Source organism: Oenococcus kitaharae DSM 17330, assembly GCF_000241055.1.
Lineage (GTDB): Bacteria > Bacillota > Bacilli > Lactobacillales > Lactobacillaceae > Oenococcus > Oenococcus kitaharae.
In genome coordinates this window covers 1,776,777-1,793,069 of record NZ_CM001398.1, presented here as the reverse complement: position 1 = coordinate 1,793,069, position 16,293 = coordinate 1,776,777, and the positions used below count along the sequence as shown (strand labels likewise).

Below are 16,293 nucleotides of genomic sequence, written 5' to 3'. Positions count from 1 at the left end.
GGAGGCAATATGACAGAACTATTTACGGAACTAGCAGATAAGATTAGGGGCCGCCACATTCGGGTTGTCTTTCCTGAGGGCGAGGACCCTAGAATCCAAGGCGCAGCCGTGCGCTTGGAAAAAGACGGCCTGCTGGTACCGATTCTCTTGGGATCTAGGAAAGCCATCGAGAAGACTGCGGCCGAATATCATTTCAATTTAGCCGGCCTGACTGTGATTGACCAAAATGAGGTTGAAGAAAACCAATTTGATGATCTGGTGGATCAATTAGTAGAACGCCGTCACGGCAAGACAGATGCTAAAACGGCTGCTGCCTGGCTCAAAGATGCCAATTATTTCGGTACGATGCTGGTCTATAGCGGTAAAGCCGATGCCATGGTGTCCGGAGCTGCTCACCCGACTAGCGATACGGTTCGCCCGGCGCTGCAGATTATCAAGACTGCTGCCGGCGTTTCACGGATTTCCGGTGCTTTTGTGATGCAAAAAGGGGACGAACGCTATGTATTTGCTGATTCGGCCATTAATATCGACCCCGACGCCGAGGCTTTAGCTGAGATTGCCATCCAGTCCGCACACACGGCCACAGTATTTGGTATTGAGCCAAAAGTAGCCATGCTGAGCTTTTCGACAAAGGGATCAGCTGCACATCCTTTGGTTGATAAAGTTGTTCAGGCAACTAAATTGGCGCAGGAGAAAGCGCCAGAACTGGCTGACAGTATCGATGGCGAATTGCAGTTTGATGCAGCCTTTGTGCCATCAGTCGCCCAGTCAAAAGCGCCGGGTTCCAAAGTTGCCGGCCACGCCAACGTCTTTATCTTTCCGAGCCTGGAATCAGGCAATATCGCTTATAAAGTGGCTCAGCGTTTGGGCGGTTTTGAAGCGATCGGGCCTATCCTGCAGGGGATGGCCTCGCCGGTATCTGACTTGTCGCGCGGTGCTAATGAAGAAGATGTCTATAAAGTGGCGATTATCACAGCTGCCCAGGCCCTAGCTAAATAATTTACTTGTCCTGATTGCCCTCAATCACGATTATATTGCCCTCGGAATCGTGAATTCTCAGGGCAATTTTTTGGTTAAAACGTTCTTCTGCCTGACCAATCTCTGCCAGAAAGTTATTAGCTAAATGTTCACGGATTTGTGTCAAATGATCTCGAACAATAATCTCGCTTTCGATGCGCTGATCGCTTTGGACGAAATTGATCGCTTGGCCATCGACAATTAAAGTGGTCTGGTCTTTAGGGTCGCGTAAAAAACCAAAAACATCGCGATAAAAACGATAAGCACGTTTAACATTGGCTGCTGGGATTGTTTTTGGACGCATTTTCCGAGCTTTCATATCAGCAATTATTCTAGCATGATAGACTATCTCTGATGGCTTTATTAGATGTAAGCGGCCTAACGATGGCCTACGCGGATAAAAAATTATATACAGATGCTGAATTCACGCTGGAAAAAGGGGAACATGTCGGGATTGTCGGACAGAATGGGGCTGGTAAATCAACGCTAATCCGGATTCTGACGGGCGCAGTTTTACCAATTGCCGGCCGGATTGAGTGGAAGAACAACATTCAGATCGGGTATTTGGATCAGTACGCAGATATTCCTTCAGGCATGTCTCTGATCGATTTTTTGCATACGGCCTATAACGATTTGTATGCCAAAGAAAAGAAAATGACGGATTTGTACAGCAAATACGCTGAAACGGTTGACGACCATCTGCTGGAACGGGCAACACGCTTTCAAAATGAATTGGATGCAGCTGACTTTTACTCGATCGACAATAATGTCGAGCAGGTCATTACAGGCCTTGGGCTGGATGCGATCGGTCGTGATCATATTATTTCCGAAATGTCCGGCGGACAGCGTGCCAAAATCATTCTGGCAAAACTGCTTCTGGAATCTAACGATGTGATTATTTTAGATGAGCCGACCAACTATTTGGATGTGTCGCACATTAAATGGCTGGAAGGTTATATTCAAAATTACGAAGGCGCGGCTTTGATTATCAGCCATGACTTTGATTTTTTGAACAATGTTGCTAACGTCATTTTGGATGTCTCTTTTAATACGCTGACCAAATATCGCGGTAATTTTGACCAGGCGATGCGTCAAAAGACTGAAAAAGCCGAACAGCAGCTGCGTGCCTATAACAAACAGCAGGAAGTGATCAAAAAGACCAAGACCTTTATCCAAAAGAACAAAGCGCGTGCTTCGACGACTGGCCGGGCCAAATCACGGGAAAAAATGCTGGCGCATATGGATATTATTTCAGCACCCCAGACCAATCCCAAGGCAACATTCACTTTCCCTTATGTCGATTCTCAATCCACAGATGCTTTAAAAGCCGAGCGGCTGGTTGTCGGCTATGACCCAAGCAAACCCGTCTTAAATCCTGTGACCTTTAGTATGTCGGCGGGTGATAAAGTTGTCTTCACAGGATTCAACGGCGCCGGAAAATCGACCTTGATTAAGACCTTATTAGGAATTCTGCCGCCGATTTCAGGCAAGTCTAAGTTTTCGCCTTCAGCCAAGACGAATTATTTTGATCAGGATTTAATCTGGGATGACGATAAAAAGACGCCTTTGCAGATCATGCAGGCCGTCTATCCCTTAGAAGCACAGCGTCAATTGCGCCAGCGTTTGGGAGCGGCCGGTATTAATGCTGACAATGCGACTAAACAGATGCGCCTTTTGTCCGGTGGCGAGCAGACGAAAGTCAAATTAGCCTTGATGGAATTGACACCGTCTAATTTCCTGATTTTAGATGAGCCGACCAACCATTTGGATGAGACGACTAAAATTGCTTTAAAAAAAGCCATTCAGCGTTACGATGGCAGTCTGATTCTTGTAACACATGAGAAGAGTTTTTACGATGGCTGGATTGATAAAGTTCTAGACATCGCGTCTATGTCGAAGATGGAACAGGGTACTGAGGAATAACAGCTGCCTGTTTTTTGAAAACCGTTTGTAGAAAAAATTGTCTGTTCACATTGAAAATCTGCTTTTAGCTGGTAATATTTTAATCAATATGGCAAACGAAAATCGCGTGATCGTAATTACAGGAGCCTCTGGAGCCGGCAAGACTTCGGTGGCTCGATATTTGTGGGTTAAATACGGGGTGCCGCGTGTGATTACCCACACGACCCGCGAACCAAGAGAAGGCGAAATTGACGGCGTTGATTATTATTTTGAGACAGCGCAGACTTGGAACGATAATCATTTTATCGAGGAAATCAGTTATTCCGGCCATCGTTATGGCTCATCATACGAAGGCTTGGAACGTGCTTGGCGTAAATCCAGGCAATCCAATCATCCGGGCATTATCAGCCTCGTGGTTGACACGATTGGGGCAATCACTTATCGGCAGACGATTAAAGAACAGGCAGTGATCTGGTTTGTCACGGTCAGTGATGTGACTGGCTTGCAAAAACGCTTAATTGCGCGTGGGGATGATCCTAAACACGTGCTTGAAAGAACAAGTTCTTCAGATTTTGAACGAGATATGCACATTCCTGACGAACTCGCACAAGACGCAACGATGATCGTAAACGACGATTGGCAGCTGACTCAAAAAACAGTTGATCAGGTTATTAACCGTTTTATGACAGACCAAGTCATTTAAACACTACGGTTTTTTATACTGATTTTTCACAAATTTAACTTTAATTTTATTTTTGTGGATAATGATGAGAGCATGAAAAAAGATTTTCACGGTTTACGTATTTTTTTTATTGGTCTGCTTAGCGCCATCGTGGGCGCTGTCATTGTATTGACGCTGTTCTATCAATTTTATCTGCTGCCGGCATCCAATAAGGTTCAGACAAATTCCGCAAAACAAGCTGGAATTACAAGAGTTGTCAATTTGAGCAATAATAGCAGCTCGACTGCCACTCAGGCTTATCGCCGGGTACGAAATGCCGTCGTAACAGTTGAAAACTATCAGCGCCCTTCAGCTCAGGCGAATGATTATTTTTCCCAGTGGTTTGGCGGTTTTGGCGGATCCAGCAGTTCCTCTGATTCTTCCAGCGACCAGCCACAACTGGCAGCTGAAGGTACTGGCCTGGTTTATGAAAAGGATGGCAGTGATGCTTATGTTGTGACAAATAATCATGTCGTGGCCGGTGCTGATGAAATTGAATTATTGTTCCGTAATGGGCGCAGAATCAAGGCCAGCCTAGTCGGACGGAATGTCAGTCATGATATTGCTGTGCTGCGCATTTCGTCAGCAAATGTGACGCAAACGGGCAAATTTGCCGATTCCAGCAGTGTTGTACCTGGCCAGCAGGTTCTAGCGCTAGGCTCTCCTTTAGGGTCGGATTACGCGAACTCATTAACTTCGGGAATCGTTTCAGCCAATGATCGGCAGATTAATGACGATCCGGTTCGTTTGACGGCCATCCAAACGGATGTTGCACTTAATCCCGGAAATTCCGGCGGCCCTTTGATTAATATGGCTGGTGGTGTCATTGGTATTAACTCCATGAAAATTTCTTCAAGCAGTGATGGCAGCAACAGCGTCGAAGGAATGAGTTTTTCCATCCCGTCCAATACAGTTGTTTCGACTATTCGTGAAATTGTGAAGGCTGCGGGGAACAATTAAGAGGCGAACAAAATCTAAATTTTGTTTTAAGCTATGGGCTGCCTTTGTGAACAGAAATCAGTTGATTTTTTCTGTTAAGGCGGCCTTTTTTTACGGAATTCAGCGTGGGCCATCTTTTTATAGTGAAAAACTTGACAAGCGGGAAAGCCTTGCCTAAGGCATTCACAGCAGGTCATGTAATATGTTTGTAACAATGTAAAGCAACCTTAAAAAAGTATTAATTCTAATGTCAAGAAAGCCACCTATTCTAAAGGACGTGCTTTAGAAATCCTTATAGATTTTTAGAAAAAAGAAACTTTGCACGTTGGAGAGAATAGATGACTACGAAAACTGTTAAAAATGTACTTTTGGTCTCAACTGGGGCAGCGGCTGCTTTAGCGGTTGGTGCCGTTTCGGCTAACGCTGATACAGTCACAGTCAAGCAAGGAGACAGCGTTTGGAAACTGGCTCAAGAGTATAAGACGACCACGGCCGACATCATCAAAGCAAACGGCTTGGAAAATCCTAATCTGATCTTGACCGGCAAAACTCTGAATATTCCTGACAGTGCGACGCCTGCCGCTCCGGCAGCCGCAGCTTCAACTGCCGCAACAAGTGTTTCACCCAAGAATGCTGATGGTACAGTTACTGTTGCTGCGGGCGACACGCTTTATGGTATCGCCACCCGTTATAACGTCTCTGTCTCTACTCTGATTGCAAACAACAATGGATCCACATTTATCACTAGCGGTCAAAAATTGTCTTTGACTACCGCACCTGTCAGCGCCGCACCAGCAGCTAAGACCCCAGCCGCACCGGCGGCAAGTCAGGCACCTGTAAGTCAGGCACCCGCAAGCCAAGCGCCAGCTGCTCCCGCTAGTGCTGCTGCACCAGCAGCTAAAGCACCCGCAGCGCCAGCTGCACCTGTTGCTGTCAAGAAAGCAGTGACTCCTAGTTATTCAACTGCTGCATCGACTACTAATACATATTATTATGGCCAGTGCACTTGGTACGTGAAGAACATGCTTAGCTGGGTACCAAATATGCTTGGCAATGCTAATCAGTGGGCATCATCAGCTGCTGCGCAAGGTTTCCGTGTTGATCACTCTCCTGCAATCGGTTCGGTTGTTGTCTTCCAAGGCGGCCAAGCTGGTGCCAGCGCTGCTTATGGCCATGTGGCTGTTGTGACAGCTGTTTATGGTGATTCAATCCGTATTAAAGAAGGCAATGCCGGTGGCAACGCGATTAGTACAAGAACTGTTGCTTCCGCATCTAGTTACCAATACATTCATGCCAAGTAAGTTCCTGTTTCAAAAAAATTTTAGGCTCCGGCCTTTTTTTTTACGGTAAATTAGAGATATGCAATATCGCAATTTTTTGACAATCAAAAATCATTGGATTTTCTCGCCAAATACTTCCATTGGCGAGGTTAGTCAGTATTTTACTGACTTTAGGACCTTTCAGTTTAAAGGCCGTTTTATTTCGGACGACTTAATTGCTCAGATAGCCGCTGCTGAAAAGAATTTTTCCTCTGTCCAATCTGCCTTGGATGGTTTGACGGATATTTTTATCAATCACATGCTTCCGGTTGACCAGTGGGCCTACAGTCGCGATCAATATTCGGACAATGAGGCTCTTTTTGCAGTCAACATTGGCATTATTCCCTTCGAAAATCCTGATGGCCAGCGTGGCGAGAATTTGAGTTATACTTTCCAAATTTTTCGCAACCAATCGATTTTGGATCTCGTCAAACACGGGCGCTGGCTTGATGATGAGGTGAGCGGTTTTGAAGAACTGAATTATTATTTTGCCAGAACAAGCGATCTATTAAAATTTCGTGATTTCCAGACTGGCTTGGCAGGTCAGCCATCAGCCGTCTTTAAACAGGTTCAGCCCTTTATTGACGAACTAAATAATCAGGAATTGGTCGTTCGAAGGATCGAGGCTGAACGATCACCTAGTTTCCTAGCCGTAAATTTGACACCTGATTTTGATAATTGGGAGAGTTCAGGCGCCGCACAATTGGACAAGGTAAACGCTTTTGATGTCCAAAGCAAAATCAGCGGTTTGTTCCCTCATGTTTCCGATGCCGAAATTGCCGAATTAAAGCATAAGGCCGATATTTTTAAAAATCTGCAGCGGATTAGACGCGAGGATACTGTTTTCGGGCCTGATGTGTATCAGCCCGTACGCAAGTCACCAACTGCAATTCCAAAAAAATATCAAACTCGAGAAATTATCTCAGTAAAAAGGACACTAGCCAATGCTGTATCTTTGCTGAATATTCCTTTTGTCTGGGGCGGAAATGATCAAAAAGGATTGGATATACCGGGTTTTGTTGCATATTTGCGCTTGATTTCTGGTCTTAGCGACATTGGAGACAAAGTGTATGTCCAGGCTGCTAGTCTGCGCCAAGCCGGAAGGCGAGAAAAGAATTACGCCCAATCTTTGCCTGGAGACCTGCTTTTTTGGGGGAGAAAGGGCGCTGAGTTCAGCGTGGCTATGTACATTGGCGGTGGCCAATCGATCGGTTTAAAAGGCCCGAATAGTCGGGTTCAGATACAAGCAGTCACAGGATCGCCTGTCGCATTTGAGGGTATTTACTAATATGACAGCAGATTTTTGGGATCACATTCAGACAAATGCAAAGAAATCTGGTGAGCCTTTTTTTAGTCTGGCACCAATGGAGGCTGTCACGGATAGCGTTTTTCGTCAAGTGGTCGCAAAGGCGGCCGCGCCGGACGTTTTTAATACGGAATTCACAAATGCGTTAAGTATTACACACCCGAAAGCCAAATTTTCTGTGATGGGCCGGCTGCATGTTTCACCTAATGAACAGCAGCGGCCGGTTGTCCAACTATGGGGCGACCAGCCTGAAGCATTTGCAAGGGCTGCTGAAGCGGTCAAAAATCAAGGTTTTAAGGCAATTGATTTGAATATGGGTTGTCCCGATTCAACCGTCGTTAAAAACGGCGGTGGTTCGGATTTAATCCGTCATATGCAGACGGCTGCCGATGTGATCGCTGCTAGCAAAATGGCAGGGCTGCCGGTTTCTGTGAAGACGCGATTAGGATTTTCTCGTGTGGACGAAATGAATGATTGGCTGCCTTGGCTTTTACGGCAGGATGTTAGAGTCCTAACTGTTCATTTACGTACGCGAAAGGAAATGAGCAAGGTCTCGGCACATTTTGAGCTGATTGATCAGATCGTCAAGATGCGAGACAAAATTGCACCGCAGACAATGCTGCAGATAAACGGCGATATCAAGACACGGCGGCAAGGCATCGAATTGGCTGAGCAGCATCCTGGGTTGGATGGAATTATGATTGGCCGCGGTATTTTTGAAAATCCTTACTGTTTTGAAAAGACACCCCAGCGACATTCCCTAGGGGAGCTCTTGGATCTTTTTGGATTTCAGTTAGATTTATATGACCAATATGTTGCTGAGGTTGGGCCGAAACGTTTTGAAGCCTTGCGACGTTTCTTCAAAATTTATGTTCGTGGGCTGGCTGAGGCCGCAAAGTATCGGGACCGCTTGGTCAACACACATAGTTCTGATGAGGCCCGTGCGATTATCACCGAACTGCGTGAACGAGCCTGCAGCCTCAGCTGAATGTTGTGATATAGAACAAAAATGGCTGAGCCCTTTGGCGGATGTTTTATAATCTTAAATAATTGAGGCAGATCAAGATGCTGAACTTTTTTGGAAGACCAAGGAATATTACCGAACAAATCAGGCACCGTAAAATCAGCTGGTTGGAACTATTCTACGATTTAATTTTTTCGGTTGTTTTGGAAAGGCTGACCAGCGGATTAGTGGCAGATTTTTCATGGCCGCGTTTTTTCAATGCTAGTGTCTTGTTTTTCTGGTTCTTTTGGAGCTGGCATGAGACCTCGGGCTATTTTGACAACCACGGCAATGATAGTATCCTGAATGTTTTGATTATTAATGTTCAGCTGATTTTGGCAGGTATTGCTGCCTTGTTTATTCCTGATGCGATTGCTGGCAATTATACAAATATCTTAATTGCTTTTGTGCCGATGGAATTGCTGCTGATTGCGGTTTGGTACATTATCGGCCATTTTGATCCGACACATGGGCCGGCATCGCGTGCCTGGGCGACAGTCTACAGCTTTGCTCTGCTTTTGCTGCATATTGGCCTATTTGCACCAACAGCTGGTAAGTTTGTGATCATTTTAGCCACGCTGCTGATCAATTATCTGGTTGTTTTTTTCGCAAATCCGCGTTTGAGACGAGAATATGAAAACACGCATATGCCTTTTGTTTTGAAGGATTCGCTGATTGAGCGGTACGGCCTGATGACGATGATCGCTTTAGGCGAAGTGATTGTTGGCCTTTATGAAGCTATTGGTCATCCGGTGACAATGCTTGGCCTAACAGAGTTTATTATGAGCATTGTTCTCGTCGCTTTGGTGACAGCTGTCTATTACCAGGTGATTGGTGAATTGCATGTACAGATGGCCTCCTCGATTCAGGTTATGGCTGTACGCTGGCTTTTTTTGCTGGATATCTATGCAGTAATGCTTTTTGGTGTTTTTCTCATTTTTGTCTTGGAGAAAGATCAGCTGACACAAAGGCTCTGGCTGTCATTTTTGCTGTTTGCAAGCCTTTTTGTGATGTGGCTGATCCAGAAGATCACTTCGCACGATCAACAAGCACAAGGTGAAAATAAACCTTTATTTTTCATGTTTGAGTTTGCTGCTATGCTGGCCGTGGCTTTTCTGCATAAAAGTTGGATGATTCTGTGCCTAGACCTGATTATGCTGCTGGTCATTTTGCATTATCGTTATATCCAACCGGTCAAAGCTGAAAATTAGTACATAAAAACCCGCTCACAGGTTATGAGCGGGTTTTTATTTAATTATTAACTTCGAGCAGTTTGCTGAGAAATTCCTGTGCCCGCGGATTTTGCGGGTGAGAGAAAAATTCATCGGGCTTAGCGTCTTCGGCAATCTTACCCTGATCTAAAAACCAGACGCGATCAGCAACTTTTTTGGCAAATCCCATTTCATGCGTGACAACAACCATTGTCATACCTTCAGCTGCTAAATCCTGCATGACTTTCAATACTTCGCCGACCATTTCTGGATCCAGCGCTGAGGTTGGTTCATCAAAGAGCATCACATCCGGGTTCATCGCAAGTGCTCTTGCAATGGCGACACGCTGTGCCTGCCCGCCTGATAAGGAACTGGGGAAGGCATCGATTTTTTCTGTCAGACCGACTTTTTCCAATAATTCCTGAGCTTTTGCCCGCGCTTGAGAAGCCGGGATCAAACCTAATTTAACTGGTGCTAAGGTAATATTGCGTTCAACATTTAAGTGTGGAAAGAGGTTGAATGATTGAAACACCATCCCCATTTTACGGCGGACAGCGTCCAATTCTTTATCCTTTAAAGTTGTTAGATCCTGACCTTCAAACAACACAGATCCCGAAGTCGGCGTATCCAGCATGTTCAGGTCACGGATTAAAGTTGATTTTCCGGTTCCGGAAGGGCCGATCAAAGTCACTACTTCAGAACGGTTGATTTTCGCATTAATATGATCCAAAACAAGTGATTTGCCGAATTTCTTGGTTAGCCCCTTTAATTCGATAATCGTATCTTCAGTCATGTTTCATCTTCCTTTCAAAATGTTTCATGATTCTAGATAGGCTGAAAGTGAGTATGAAATAAATAGCAGCTGCAATAATTAAAGGTGTTACGCCGTTAAAAGTAGTTGCTCGCATGTTATTTATTTGGTACATGATATCAGGTGCACCGATAATCAGGACAATTGACGACTCTTTGATCAGGGCGACGAATTCATTTCCCAATGCCGGCCAAATATTTTTCAAAGCCTGCGGAATGACAACAAAACGCATTGTTGTTCTCTGCGAAAGGCCTAATGATCTTGCTGCCTCGGTCTGACCGATATTAACCGAATTAAATCCACCGCGAATAGCTTCTGAAACATAAGCTGATGAATTAATCGAAACGGCAATAATGCCGGCCGGAATTGTGGCAATATTTGGCTGAATATGGATACCTGTGACCGATAGAATGGCACCCAAGATCAAAGGCAGCGAAAAGTACACGAATTCCAACTGTACAATCATCGGCGTGCCTCTAAGAATTTCGACATAAGTACCGGCAACTGCCCGGATTGTCTTATGATGCGACATATGCATGAGTGCAATGATCAAACCTAAAATCGAGCCGATAATAACTGACGCGATAGAAATAACCAGCGTCACTTCTAAACCGGATAAAATCTCGTCTCTAAAGCGCCAAGCCAGCGTGTTGGATAAAAAATTCATCACTTACTTTGCCTTACCTAATTGCTTGCCAGCTTGTGCGATCCATTTTGGAAATACTTTTTGCTTGTTAACTTTTTTGATAGTTTTGTTAATATGCGCAACCAGTGTTTGCTGATGCTTTGGGATCACAACCTGCATGCCTTCTTCGTTCTGCACACCTTTAGGATAGCTTGCGTAAACGTACTTCAAACCCGATACGCTGTGTGCATAAGCCTGGCCGACACCGCCTGATAAAGCAACGGCGTCAATTTTATTAGTCTGCAAAGCCAAAATTAAATCGTTGTTGGACTGCATCTGCACGAAATGAGCAGCTGAGAGTTTATTTTTCGCCAATGAGCTTTTGATCAGACTTTCCTGACGTGCTGAGGTTTGAACGCCAACTCTTTTACCAGCTAGGTCTTTATAAGACTTAATTTTCTTGGCTTCAGATTTGTTGATGACAAGAGTCTCTTTCGCTGTGTAATATGGAATTGAAAAATCTACTTGTTTTTTTCTTTCCGGCGTTGAACCCATGCCGGCAATTAAGACATCAACTCTGCCGGATTTTTGAGCCACGAGTAGAGAATCAAAAGACATATTTTTGATTTCTAGTTTGACGCCCAGACCCTTAGCCAACCTTTTAGCCAAACTCATATCGGCACCTGCTGGCGTCTGCTTGCCATTCTTTTGTGCTAAAAATTCATACGGCGGGAAATCAGCAGACGTACCAACAATCAATTTCCCTCGGGTTTTGATCTTCGAATACAGCACATCCTGTTTATTTCCCGCCGCTTGAACTTGACTTCCAGCTGTCGCAAAAATACCAGTAACTGCAATCGCCGACACTAAACCGCTAAAAAACTTGCTTACTAATTTTTTCATTTTAAAACTTTCTCCTAAATAATTAAATCTTCACACTAAAATAAGTGAATTGCACACTATAATAAAGACCATGATTACAGATGTCAAGGGTTTCAATGGACTTTCGCTGGCTTTTATCGGCGATGCCGTTGATGAACTGAAAATTAGAACTTATTTACTTTCCACGGGATTAACAAAAGTGAACGATCTTCAAAAACGATCCAAGGAATTTGTTGCTGCCAAAGCACATGCCAAGCTTTACTTTTTATTAGAAGAAGAACACATTTTAACTGAAGAAGAGACCGAGATTTATAAACGTGGACGCAATTCGCATCCGCATACGAAGGCCAAAAATACTGATTTTGCTACCTATCAGATTTCGACAGGTGTTGAAGCTGTTTTGGGTTATCTATATTTGAAGAATGATCAAAAGCGTCTGGATCAGATCATTAATTGGATGATAGAGAAAGTAGAAAGCGGGCAGACACGTGGTTAAAGAAGTTGTATACGGGATTCATGCCGCCATCGAGGCGCTGGATAACAATAAAAGCGTCAGCCGTATTTATTTAAGCGATTCTCTGGCAAAAAATCGTGTTTTGGAGATTGAAAAGAAGGCTGTTATTGGTCATCAGCCGATTGTTAAAGTTGATAACCGACGTTTGGACGAATTGACCGATCATGGCAACCACCAAGGTGTGGCAGTTGAAATAGAAGCCTACAGTTACGTGTCATTGCCAGAAATTCTAGCCAAAAAAACTGATCACGACCCTTTTTTGGTTATTTTAGATGAGATCGAAGATCCGCAGAATTTAGGTTCGATTTTACGAACGGCTGATGCAGCAGGCATTGATGGGATCATTATTCCGAAAAGACGTGCCGTCCAATTGACGCAAACAGTTGCTAAAATCTCAACCGGAGCAATTGAGCACGTCCCAGTTGCCCGCGTGACCAACATCAATAATGCTATTGACAGTTTAAAAGATGCAGGCTTTTGGATTTTCGGCACGGATATGAAAGGTCAGGACTATACCCAATGGAATGCTAAAGGACCAGTCGCATTGGTCATCGGCAATGAAGGACGCGGCATTTCGCCGCAGACTAAAAAGAAAGTTGATCAAATGCTGACGATTCCAATGGTCGGGCACGTGCAGTCGCTGAATGCCGGCGTTGCTGCCGCATTATTAATCTATCAAGGCTTTAATAGCCGCCGCATTGGGTCTTAATGTAATCTATTAAAATTTTATTATTTTAATACTTTGTTCTCAGCTGAGCGGTTTTTCTGTTGAAAAAAGCCCCCGCCCCCGAGTGCCCTTAATTATTAGTAAAACATTATTCACGATAATTCCTGAAAATACGAACATATATTCGCTTATCCTAATCGATCGTGTAAGCTAAGCTGACTTTAAATTTTGGAAGAGGTTAAGTTGATGCGGATAGAAAAGGCACTGAATAAAATTAGTCAAGGGGATGAGACGGGTTATGAACACATTATTTTGGTCACTAAGGGGTTAGTCAGAAAAATTTATTATCATTATTTAAGCAATGTTTTGGAGCTGGATGATTGGGAAAGTGAGTGTTTGACGGTTCTCATGCACGCAGTGCGTCGTTACCATACAAATGGGAACTGCAAATTTACCACCTATTATTACGCTGCACTGCAGCATAAAGCTATGGATCTGCTGCGTAAAAGTTATTCTAAAAAGGAACAGAACCGTCGCCAGAATGTGTCCTTAGAAGAACTGGCCTTTAACGGATATGATCCGGTAGATCACGGGTGGAATCAGGCGCAGACAAAAATGGATTTTGAGGATGCGATCAGCCAAACTGATTTTCGGGCTGGCGACAAAGAATCGCTTGCCATTAAAGAACTGTTTGGTGATTTAAAACAGGCGCAAATTGTTCAAAAGCAGGTCAAAGCGCACTCGCTGGATTATCGGAAAAAGCGTGTGACCAGAGATATTTACGCACATTTTTATGGTTTAGGCGAATAATGGACATAAGCAGATGGAAAAAATCTGTTAAAATGAACTTAACTATGATTCGCTATATTAAAGGTACAATTGCAGAAATGAAAAAAGTGACTTGGCTGAATGGCAGTGAGACCAGTCGGGACACGAGCTATGTGATCTTCAGTGCGATTTTTTTTGCCGGCTTTCTTGGAATTGTTGATTATTTAGTCGGACTTGGCGTTCGCTTGTTGATGAATCGATAAAAATCAGTTAAAATTGTTATTAAAGAGACCAAGGGCGACCGAGGTTTTTTATTTTGATTAAAAAGAGGCAATAATGGTTGAACAAGAATTACAAAAGGATTGGTACGTGGTTCATACCTATTCTGGTTACGAAAATCGTGTCAAACTAAACTTAGAGCAGCGTCGTGAATCAATGGGCATGACTGATTTCATTTTTCAGGTCATTGTGCCGGAAAACGAAACGATTAAGACTGGGCCTAATGGTGAATTGAAAAAGGTTGTCGAAAACGATTTCCCTGGTTATGTGCTGGTTGAAATGGTGATGACAGACCAATCTTGGTATGTTGTCCGTAACACGCCTGGTGTGACTGGATTCTTGGGTTCTCATGGACAAGGATCAAAGCCAAACCCTGTAACGAAAGATGAGATTGACCGGATCATGCACCGCATGGGCCTGATCGAACGCAAAGTTGATGATCTGAATGTTGAAGTCGGCGAGACGGTTTCAATTGTTGGTGGTGCCATGAATGGTATGGAAGGCAAAGTAACAGCGATTGACCGCGAAAAACAAGAGGTCAAAGTATTGGTTGACATGTTTGGCCGAGAAACTGAAACTGAAGTTCCTTTCAACGATATCGATAAGATTTATTGAGTGTATAATTTATCAGGTAACCGTTTGCCTGAAATAGATTTCCAAGCTGAGAAATGGTTTCGCAACTCATTTTTCGGCTTTTTTTATTGAGCATAATTCGGGCAGCTTCTTACATTGGAGGATAGATATGGACTACATGATTGGTGTGGACCTTGGAACAACTAGTACAAAATCAGTCCTTTTTGATCTCAAAGGGCATGTGATCGCCTCTGCTAATAATGGGTATCCCCTTTACAGAGACGAGCCTGATATGGCTGAAGAAGATCCAGTGGAGATTTTCGAAGCTTTGATTGATTCTTTGACCGATGTTGTGCGCAAGGCCGAATTAAAACAAGGTGATCAAGTGTTGGGCGTTTCCTTTAGCTCTGCGATGCATTCTTTAATTGCTTTTGATAAAGATTGGCAGCCCTTGACGCGTGTGATTACTTGGGCCGATGGCCGAGCTGTCAAATATGCCGAACAGCTGAAAAAAGATGGTACTGGCCAGGAAATTTACAGCAAGACCGGTACGCCGATTCATCCCATGGCACCTTTAAGCAAATTGCTATGGCTGAAAAACGAACGGCCGGATATTTATAAAAAAGCTGCCCATTACTTAGGTATTAAGGAATATATTTTTCACCGTTTATTCAACGCGAATAAGATGGATATTTCCATCGCGTCAGGTACTGGATTGTTTAACATTTTCAAACTGCAGTGGGATCAGCAGGCCTTGGCATTAACCGGCTTGTCAATTGACCAATTGCCAAAACCAGTTGAACCCTACGAAATTGAACGCGGTATGGTTTCTGAATATGCAAAAGTGATCGGTATTCCGGTGCAGACGCCCTTTATATATGGTGCTGGTGATGGGCCTTTGTCTAATTTGGGTGTTAATGCGATTCAACCAGGTGTGGCAGCCGTGACCATTGGGACTTCCGGTGCGATTCGTGTTGTGACAGATAAGCCAAAAATTGATCCAAAAGGGCGGACATTTACTTATGCTTTGGATCGTGATCATTGGGTTGTCGGCGGGCCTGTCAACAATGGCGGGGATGTTTTCCGCTGGGCCAGAGATAATTTGTTTGATGCCGAAAAATCAGCAGCTGCCTTACTGGGCATCGACTCTTATGACTTGCTGACAAAGATTGCTTCTAAAGTGCCGGCTGGTGCTGACGGTCTGCTCTTTCATCCTTATTTGAGTGGTGAACGTGCACCGATTTGGGATGCTAACGCGAGAGGTTCTTTCTTCGGCCTGACACATTACCACACGCGTGCACATATGGTGCGTGCCGTTCTGGAAGGGATTATTTTCAATATTTATATGGTAGCTTTGGCGCTAGAAGAAGTCGTCGGCGATTTGAAATCGGTTCAGGCGACTGGCGGCTTTGCCCGTTCAGCTTTGTGGCGTCAGATGCTGGCAGATATTTTCGAACAGTCTGTCACGGTACCGCAAGCCTTTGAATCCGGCGCTTTGGCTGCCACGGTTATTGGCCAGAAAGCTTTAGGCCTGACTGATAAGATTGAAAACATCGCCGGCATGGTTGGCGAAGCAAAAACCTATGAGCCGAATCCGGATAATTATCAGGTCTATCGTGAATTGACGCCGATCTTTATCCGTTTGAGCCGGCAATTGCAGACTGAATATGAGAACATCGCTAATTTTCAGCGTGAGCATGTTCACATTAAGATGACTGAAGAATAAAAAAGTATTTGAGCATAAAAAGGATTTGAC

At 44.2% G+C, this 16,293-nt stretch carries 18 protein-coding genes; 14 read left to right on the top strand and 4 right to left on the bottom strand.

Annotated features, from left to right (window positions below):
- Positions 1 to 9: 9 nt before the first annotated feature.
- Positions 10 to 999: a phosphate acetyltransferase gene (gene pta, locus OKIT_RS09035; RefSeq protein WP_007747280.1), complete on the top strand. Its 990-nt coding sequence runs from the start codon at positions 10 to 12 to the stop codon at positions 997 to 999.
- A 1-nt stretch (position 1,000) separates the two neighbouring features.
- Here pta and OKIT_RS09030 read toward each other — a convergent pair whose 3' ends face one another.
- Complete coding sequence (locus OKIT_RS09030; protein ID WP_007747278.1) at positions 1,001 to 1,336, bottom strand: VOC family protein; 336 nt, start codon at positions 1,334 to 1,336, stop codon at positions 1,001 to 1,003.
- A 35-nt stretch (positions 1,337 to 1,371) separates the two neighbouring features.
- Here OKIT_RS09030 and OKIT_RS09025 point away from each other — a divergent pair, with 35 nt between their 5' ends.
- The 7 genes from OKIT_RS09025 to OKIT_RS09425 all read left to right on the top strand — a co-directional run bounded on the left by OKIT_RS09025 (position 1,372) and on the right by OKIT_RS09425 (position 9,418).
- Positions 1,372 to 2,940, top strand: a complete 1,569-nt coding sequence (locus OKIT_RS09025; protein WP_028291772.1) for an ABC-F family ATP-binding cassette domain-containing protein — start codon at positions 1,372 to 1,374, stop codon at positions 2,938 to 2,940.
- A gap of 88 nt (positions 2,941 to 3,028) precedes the next feature.
- A complete protein-coding gene (locus OKIT_RS09020; RefSeq protein WP_028291771.1) occupies positions 3,029 to 3,622 on the top strand; it encodes a guanylate kinase in 594 nt (197 codons plus the stop codon).
- A gap of 72 nt (positions 3,623 to 3,694) precedes the next feature.
- Entirely contained in the window at positions 3,695 to 4,600 is a 906-nt protein-coding gene (locus OKIT_RS09015; RefSeq protein ID WP_007747271.1) for a S1C family serine protease, read from the top strand.
- A gap of 317 nt (positions 4,601 to 4,917) precedes the next feature.
- Complete coding sequence (locus OKIT_RS09010; RefSeq protein ID WP_007747269.1) at positions 4,918 to 5,880, top strand: LysM peptidoglycan-binding domain-containing protein; 963 nt, start codon at positions 4,918 to 4,920, stop codon at positions 5,878 to 5,880.
- Between the two features lie 58 nt (positions 5,881 to 5,938).
- A complete protein-coding gene (locus OKIT_RS09005; RefSeq protein ID WP_007747266.1) occupies positions 5,939 to 7,186 on the top strand; it encodes an NlpC/P60 family protein in 1,248 nt (415 codons plus the stop codon).
- Between the two features lies 1 nt (position 7,187).
- Entirely contained in the window at positions 7,188 to 8,192 is a 1,005-nt protein-coding gene (locus tag OKIT_RS09000) for a tRNA dihydrouridine synthase (RefSeq protein WP_007747264.1), read from the top strand.
- A 77-nt stretch (positions 8,193 to 8,269) separates the two neighbouring features.
- Positions 8,270 to 9,418, top strand: a complete 1,149-nt coding sequence (locus tag OKIT_RS09425; RefSeq protein WP_007747262.1) for a low temperature requirement protein A — start codon at positions 8,270 to 8,272, stop codon at positions 9,416 to 9,418.
- A 40-nt stretch (positions 9,419 to 9,458) separates the two neighbouring features.
- Here OKIT_RS09425 and OKIT_RS08990 read toward each other — a convergent pair whose 3' ends face one another.
- The 3 genes from OKIT_RS08990 to OKIT_RS08980 are packed head-to-tail and all read right to left on the bottom strand — an operon-like array spanning position 9,459 to position 11,757.
- Positions 9,459 to 10,211, bottom strand: coding sequence for an amino acid ABC transporter ATP-binding protein (locus tag OKIT_RS08990; RefSeq protein ID WP_007747260.1), 753 nt, complete (start codon positions 10,209 to 10,211; stop codon positions 9,459 to 9,461).
- Positions 10,204 to 10,896: an amino acid ABC transporter permease gene (locus OKIT_RS08985; RefSeq protein ID WP_007747258.1), complete on the bottom strand. Its 693-nt coding sequence runs from the start codon at positions 10,894 to 10,896 to the stop codon at positions 10,204 to 10,206. The genes OKIT_RS08990 and OKIT_RS08985 overlap by 8 nt, the downstream gene beginning before the upstream one ends.
- Positions 10,897 to 10,899: 3 nt before the next feature.
- Complete coding sequence (locus OKIT_RS08980) at positions 10,900 to 11,757, bottom strand: transporter substrate-binding domain-containing protein (protein ID WP_007747256.1); 858 nt, start codon at positions 11,755 to 11,757, stop codon at positions 10,900 to 10,902.
- 70 nt (positions 11,758 to 11,827) lie between these two features.
- Here OKIT_RS08980 and OKIT_RS08975 point away from each other — a divergent pair, with 70 nt between their 5' ends.
- The 6 genes from OKIT_RS08975 to gntK all read left to right on the top strand — a co-directional run bounded on the left by OKIT_RS08975 (position 11,828) and on the right by gntK (position 16,263).
- Entirely contained in the window at positions 11,828 to 12,232 is a 405-nt protein-coding gene (locus OKIT_RS08975) for a Mini-ribonuclease 3 (protein WP_007747255.1), read from the top strand.
- A complete protein-coding gene (rlmB, locus tag OKIT_RS08970; protein WP_007747253.1) occupies positions 12,225 to 12,959 on the top strand; it encodes a 23S rRNA (guanosine(2251)-2'-O)-methyltransferase RlmB in 735 nt (244 codons plus the stop codon). Before OKIT_RS08975 ends, rlmB begins: the two co-directional genes overlap by 8 nt.
- A 204-nt stretch (positions 12,960 to 13,163) precedes the next feature.
- A complete protein-coding gene (locus OKIT_RS08965) occupies positions 13,164 to 13,727 on the top strand; it encodes a sigma factor (RefSeq protein ID WP_007747251.1) in 564 nt (187 codons plus the stop codon).
- A 44-nt stretch (positions 13,728 to 13,771) separates the two neighbouring features.
- The gene (secE, locus tag OKIT_RS08960) at positions 13,772 to 13,948 is read left to right on the top strand and encodes a preprotein translocase subunit SecE (protein ID WP_007747249.1); all 177 of its coding nucleotides are present in this window, start codon (positions 13,772 to 13,774) and stop codon (positions 13,946 to 13,948) included.
- A gap of 73 nt (positions 13,949 to 14,021) precedes the next feature.
- Positions 14,022 to 14,579, top strand: a complete 558-nt coding sequence (gene nusG, locus OKIT_RS08955) for a transcription termination/antitermination protein NusG (protein ID WP_007747240.1) — start codon at positions 14,022 to 14,024, stop codon at positions 14,577 to 14,579.
- A 127-nt stretch (positions 14,580 to 14,706) separates the two neighbouring features.
- A complete protein-coding gene (gene gntK, locus OKIT_RS08950) occupies positions 14,707 to 16,263 on the top strand; it encodes a gluconokinase (RefSeq protein ID WP_007747237.1) in 1,557 nt (518 codons plus the stop codon).
- The last annotated feature ends 30 nt before the right edge of the window (positions 16,264 to 16,293 follow it).

Bases quoted from the DNA above. Each gene is read 5' to 3' on its own strand.
- OKIT_RS09000 (WP_007747264.1), top strand. From the start codon at position 7,188: ATGACAGCAGATTTTTGGGATCACATTCAGACAAATGCAAAGAAATCT.
- secE (WP_007747249.1), top strand. From the start codon at position 13,772: ATGATTCGCTATATTAAAGGTACAATTGCAGAAATGAAAAAAGTGACT.
- OKIT_RS09030 (WP_007747278.1), bottom strand. From the start codon at position 1,336: ATGAAAGCTCGGAAAATGCGTCCAAAAACAATCCCAGCAGCCAATGTT.
- OKIT_RS08990 (WP_007747260.1), bottom strand. From the start codon at position 10,211: ATGACTGAAGATACGATTATCGAATTAAAGGGGCTAACCAAGAAATTC.
- OKIT_RS09425 (WP_007747262.1), top strand. From the start codon at position 8,270: ATGCTGAACTTTTTTGGAAGACCAAGGAATATTACCGAACAAATCAGG.
- nusG (WP_007747240.1), top strand. From the start codon at position 14,022: ATGGTTGAACAAGAATTACAAAAGGATTGGTACGTGGTTCATACCTAT.
- OKIT_RS09020 (WP_028291771.1), top strand. From the start codon at position 3,029: ATGGCAAACGAAAATCGCGTGATCGTAATTACAGGAGCCTCTGGAGCC.
- OKIT_RS09005 (WP_007747266.1), top strand. From the start codon at position 5,939: ATGCAATATCGCAATTTTTTGACAATCAAAAATCATTGGATTTTCTCG.
- OKIT_RS08975 (WP_007747255.1), top strand. From the start codon at position 11,828: ATGATTACAGATGTCAAGGGTTTCAATGGACTTTCGCTGGCTTTTATC.
- OKIT_RS09015 (WP_007747271.1), top strand. From the start codon at position 3,695: ATGAAAAAAGATTTTCACGGTTTACGTATTTTTTTTATTGGTCTGCTT.
- OKIT_RS08985 (WP_007747258.1), bottom strand. From the start codon at position 10,896: ATGAATTTTTTATCCAACACGCTGGCTTGGCGCTTTAGAGACGAGATT.
- pta (WP_007747280.1), top strand. From the start codon at position 10: ATGACAGAACTATTTACGGAACTAGCAGATAAGATTAGGGGCCGCCAC.
- OKIT_RS09025 (WP_028291772.1), top strand. From the start codon at position 1,372: ATGGCTTTATTAGATGTAAGCGGCCTAACGATGGCCTACGCGGATAAA.
- OKIT_RS09010 (WP_007747269.1), top strand. From the start codon at position 4,918: ATGACTACGAAAACTGTTAAAAATGTACTTTTGGTCTCAACTGGGGCA.
- gntK (WP_007747237.1), top strand. From the start codon at position 14,707: ATGGACTACATGATTGGTGTGGACCTTGGAACAACTAGTACAAAATCA.
- OKIT_RS08980 (WP_007747256.1), bottom strand. From the start codon at position 11,757: ATGAAAAAATTAGTAAGCAAGTTTTTTAGCGGTTTAGTGTCGGCGATT.
- OKIT_RS08965 (WP_007747251.1), top strand. From the start codon at position 13,164: ATGCGGATAGAAAAGGCACTGAATAAAATTAGTCAAGGGGATGAGACG.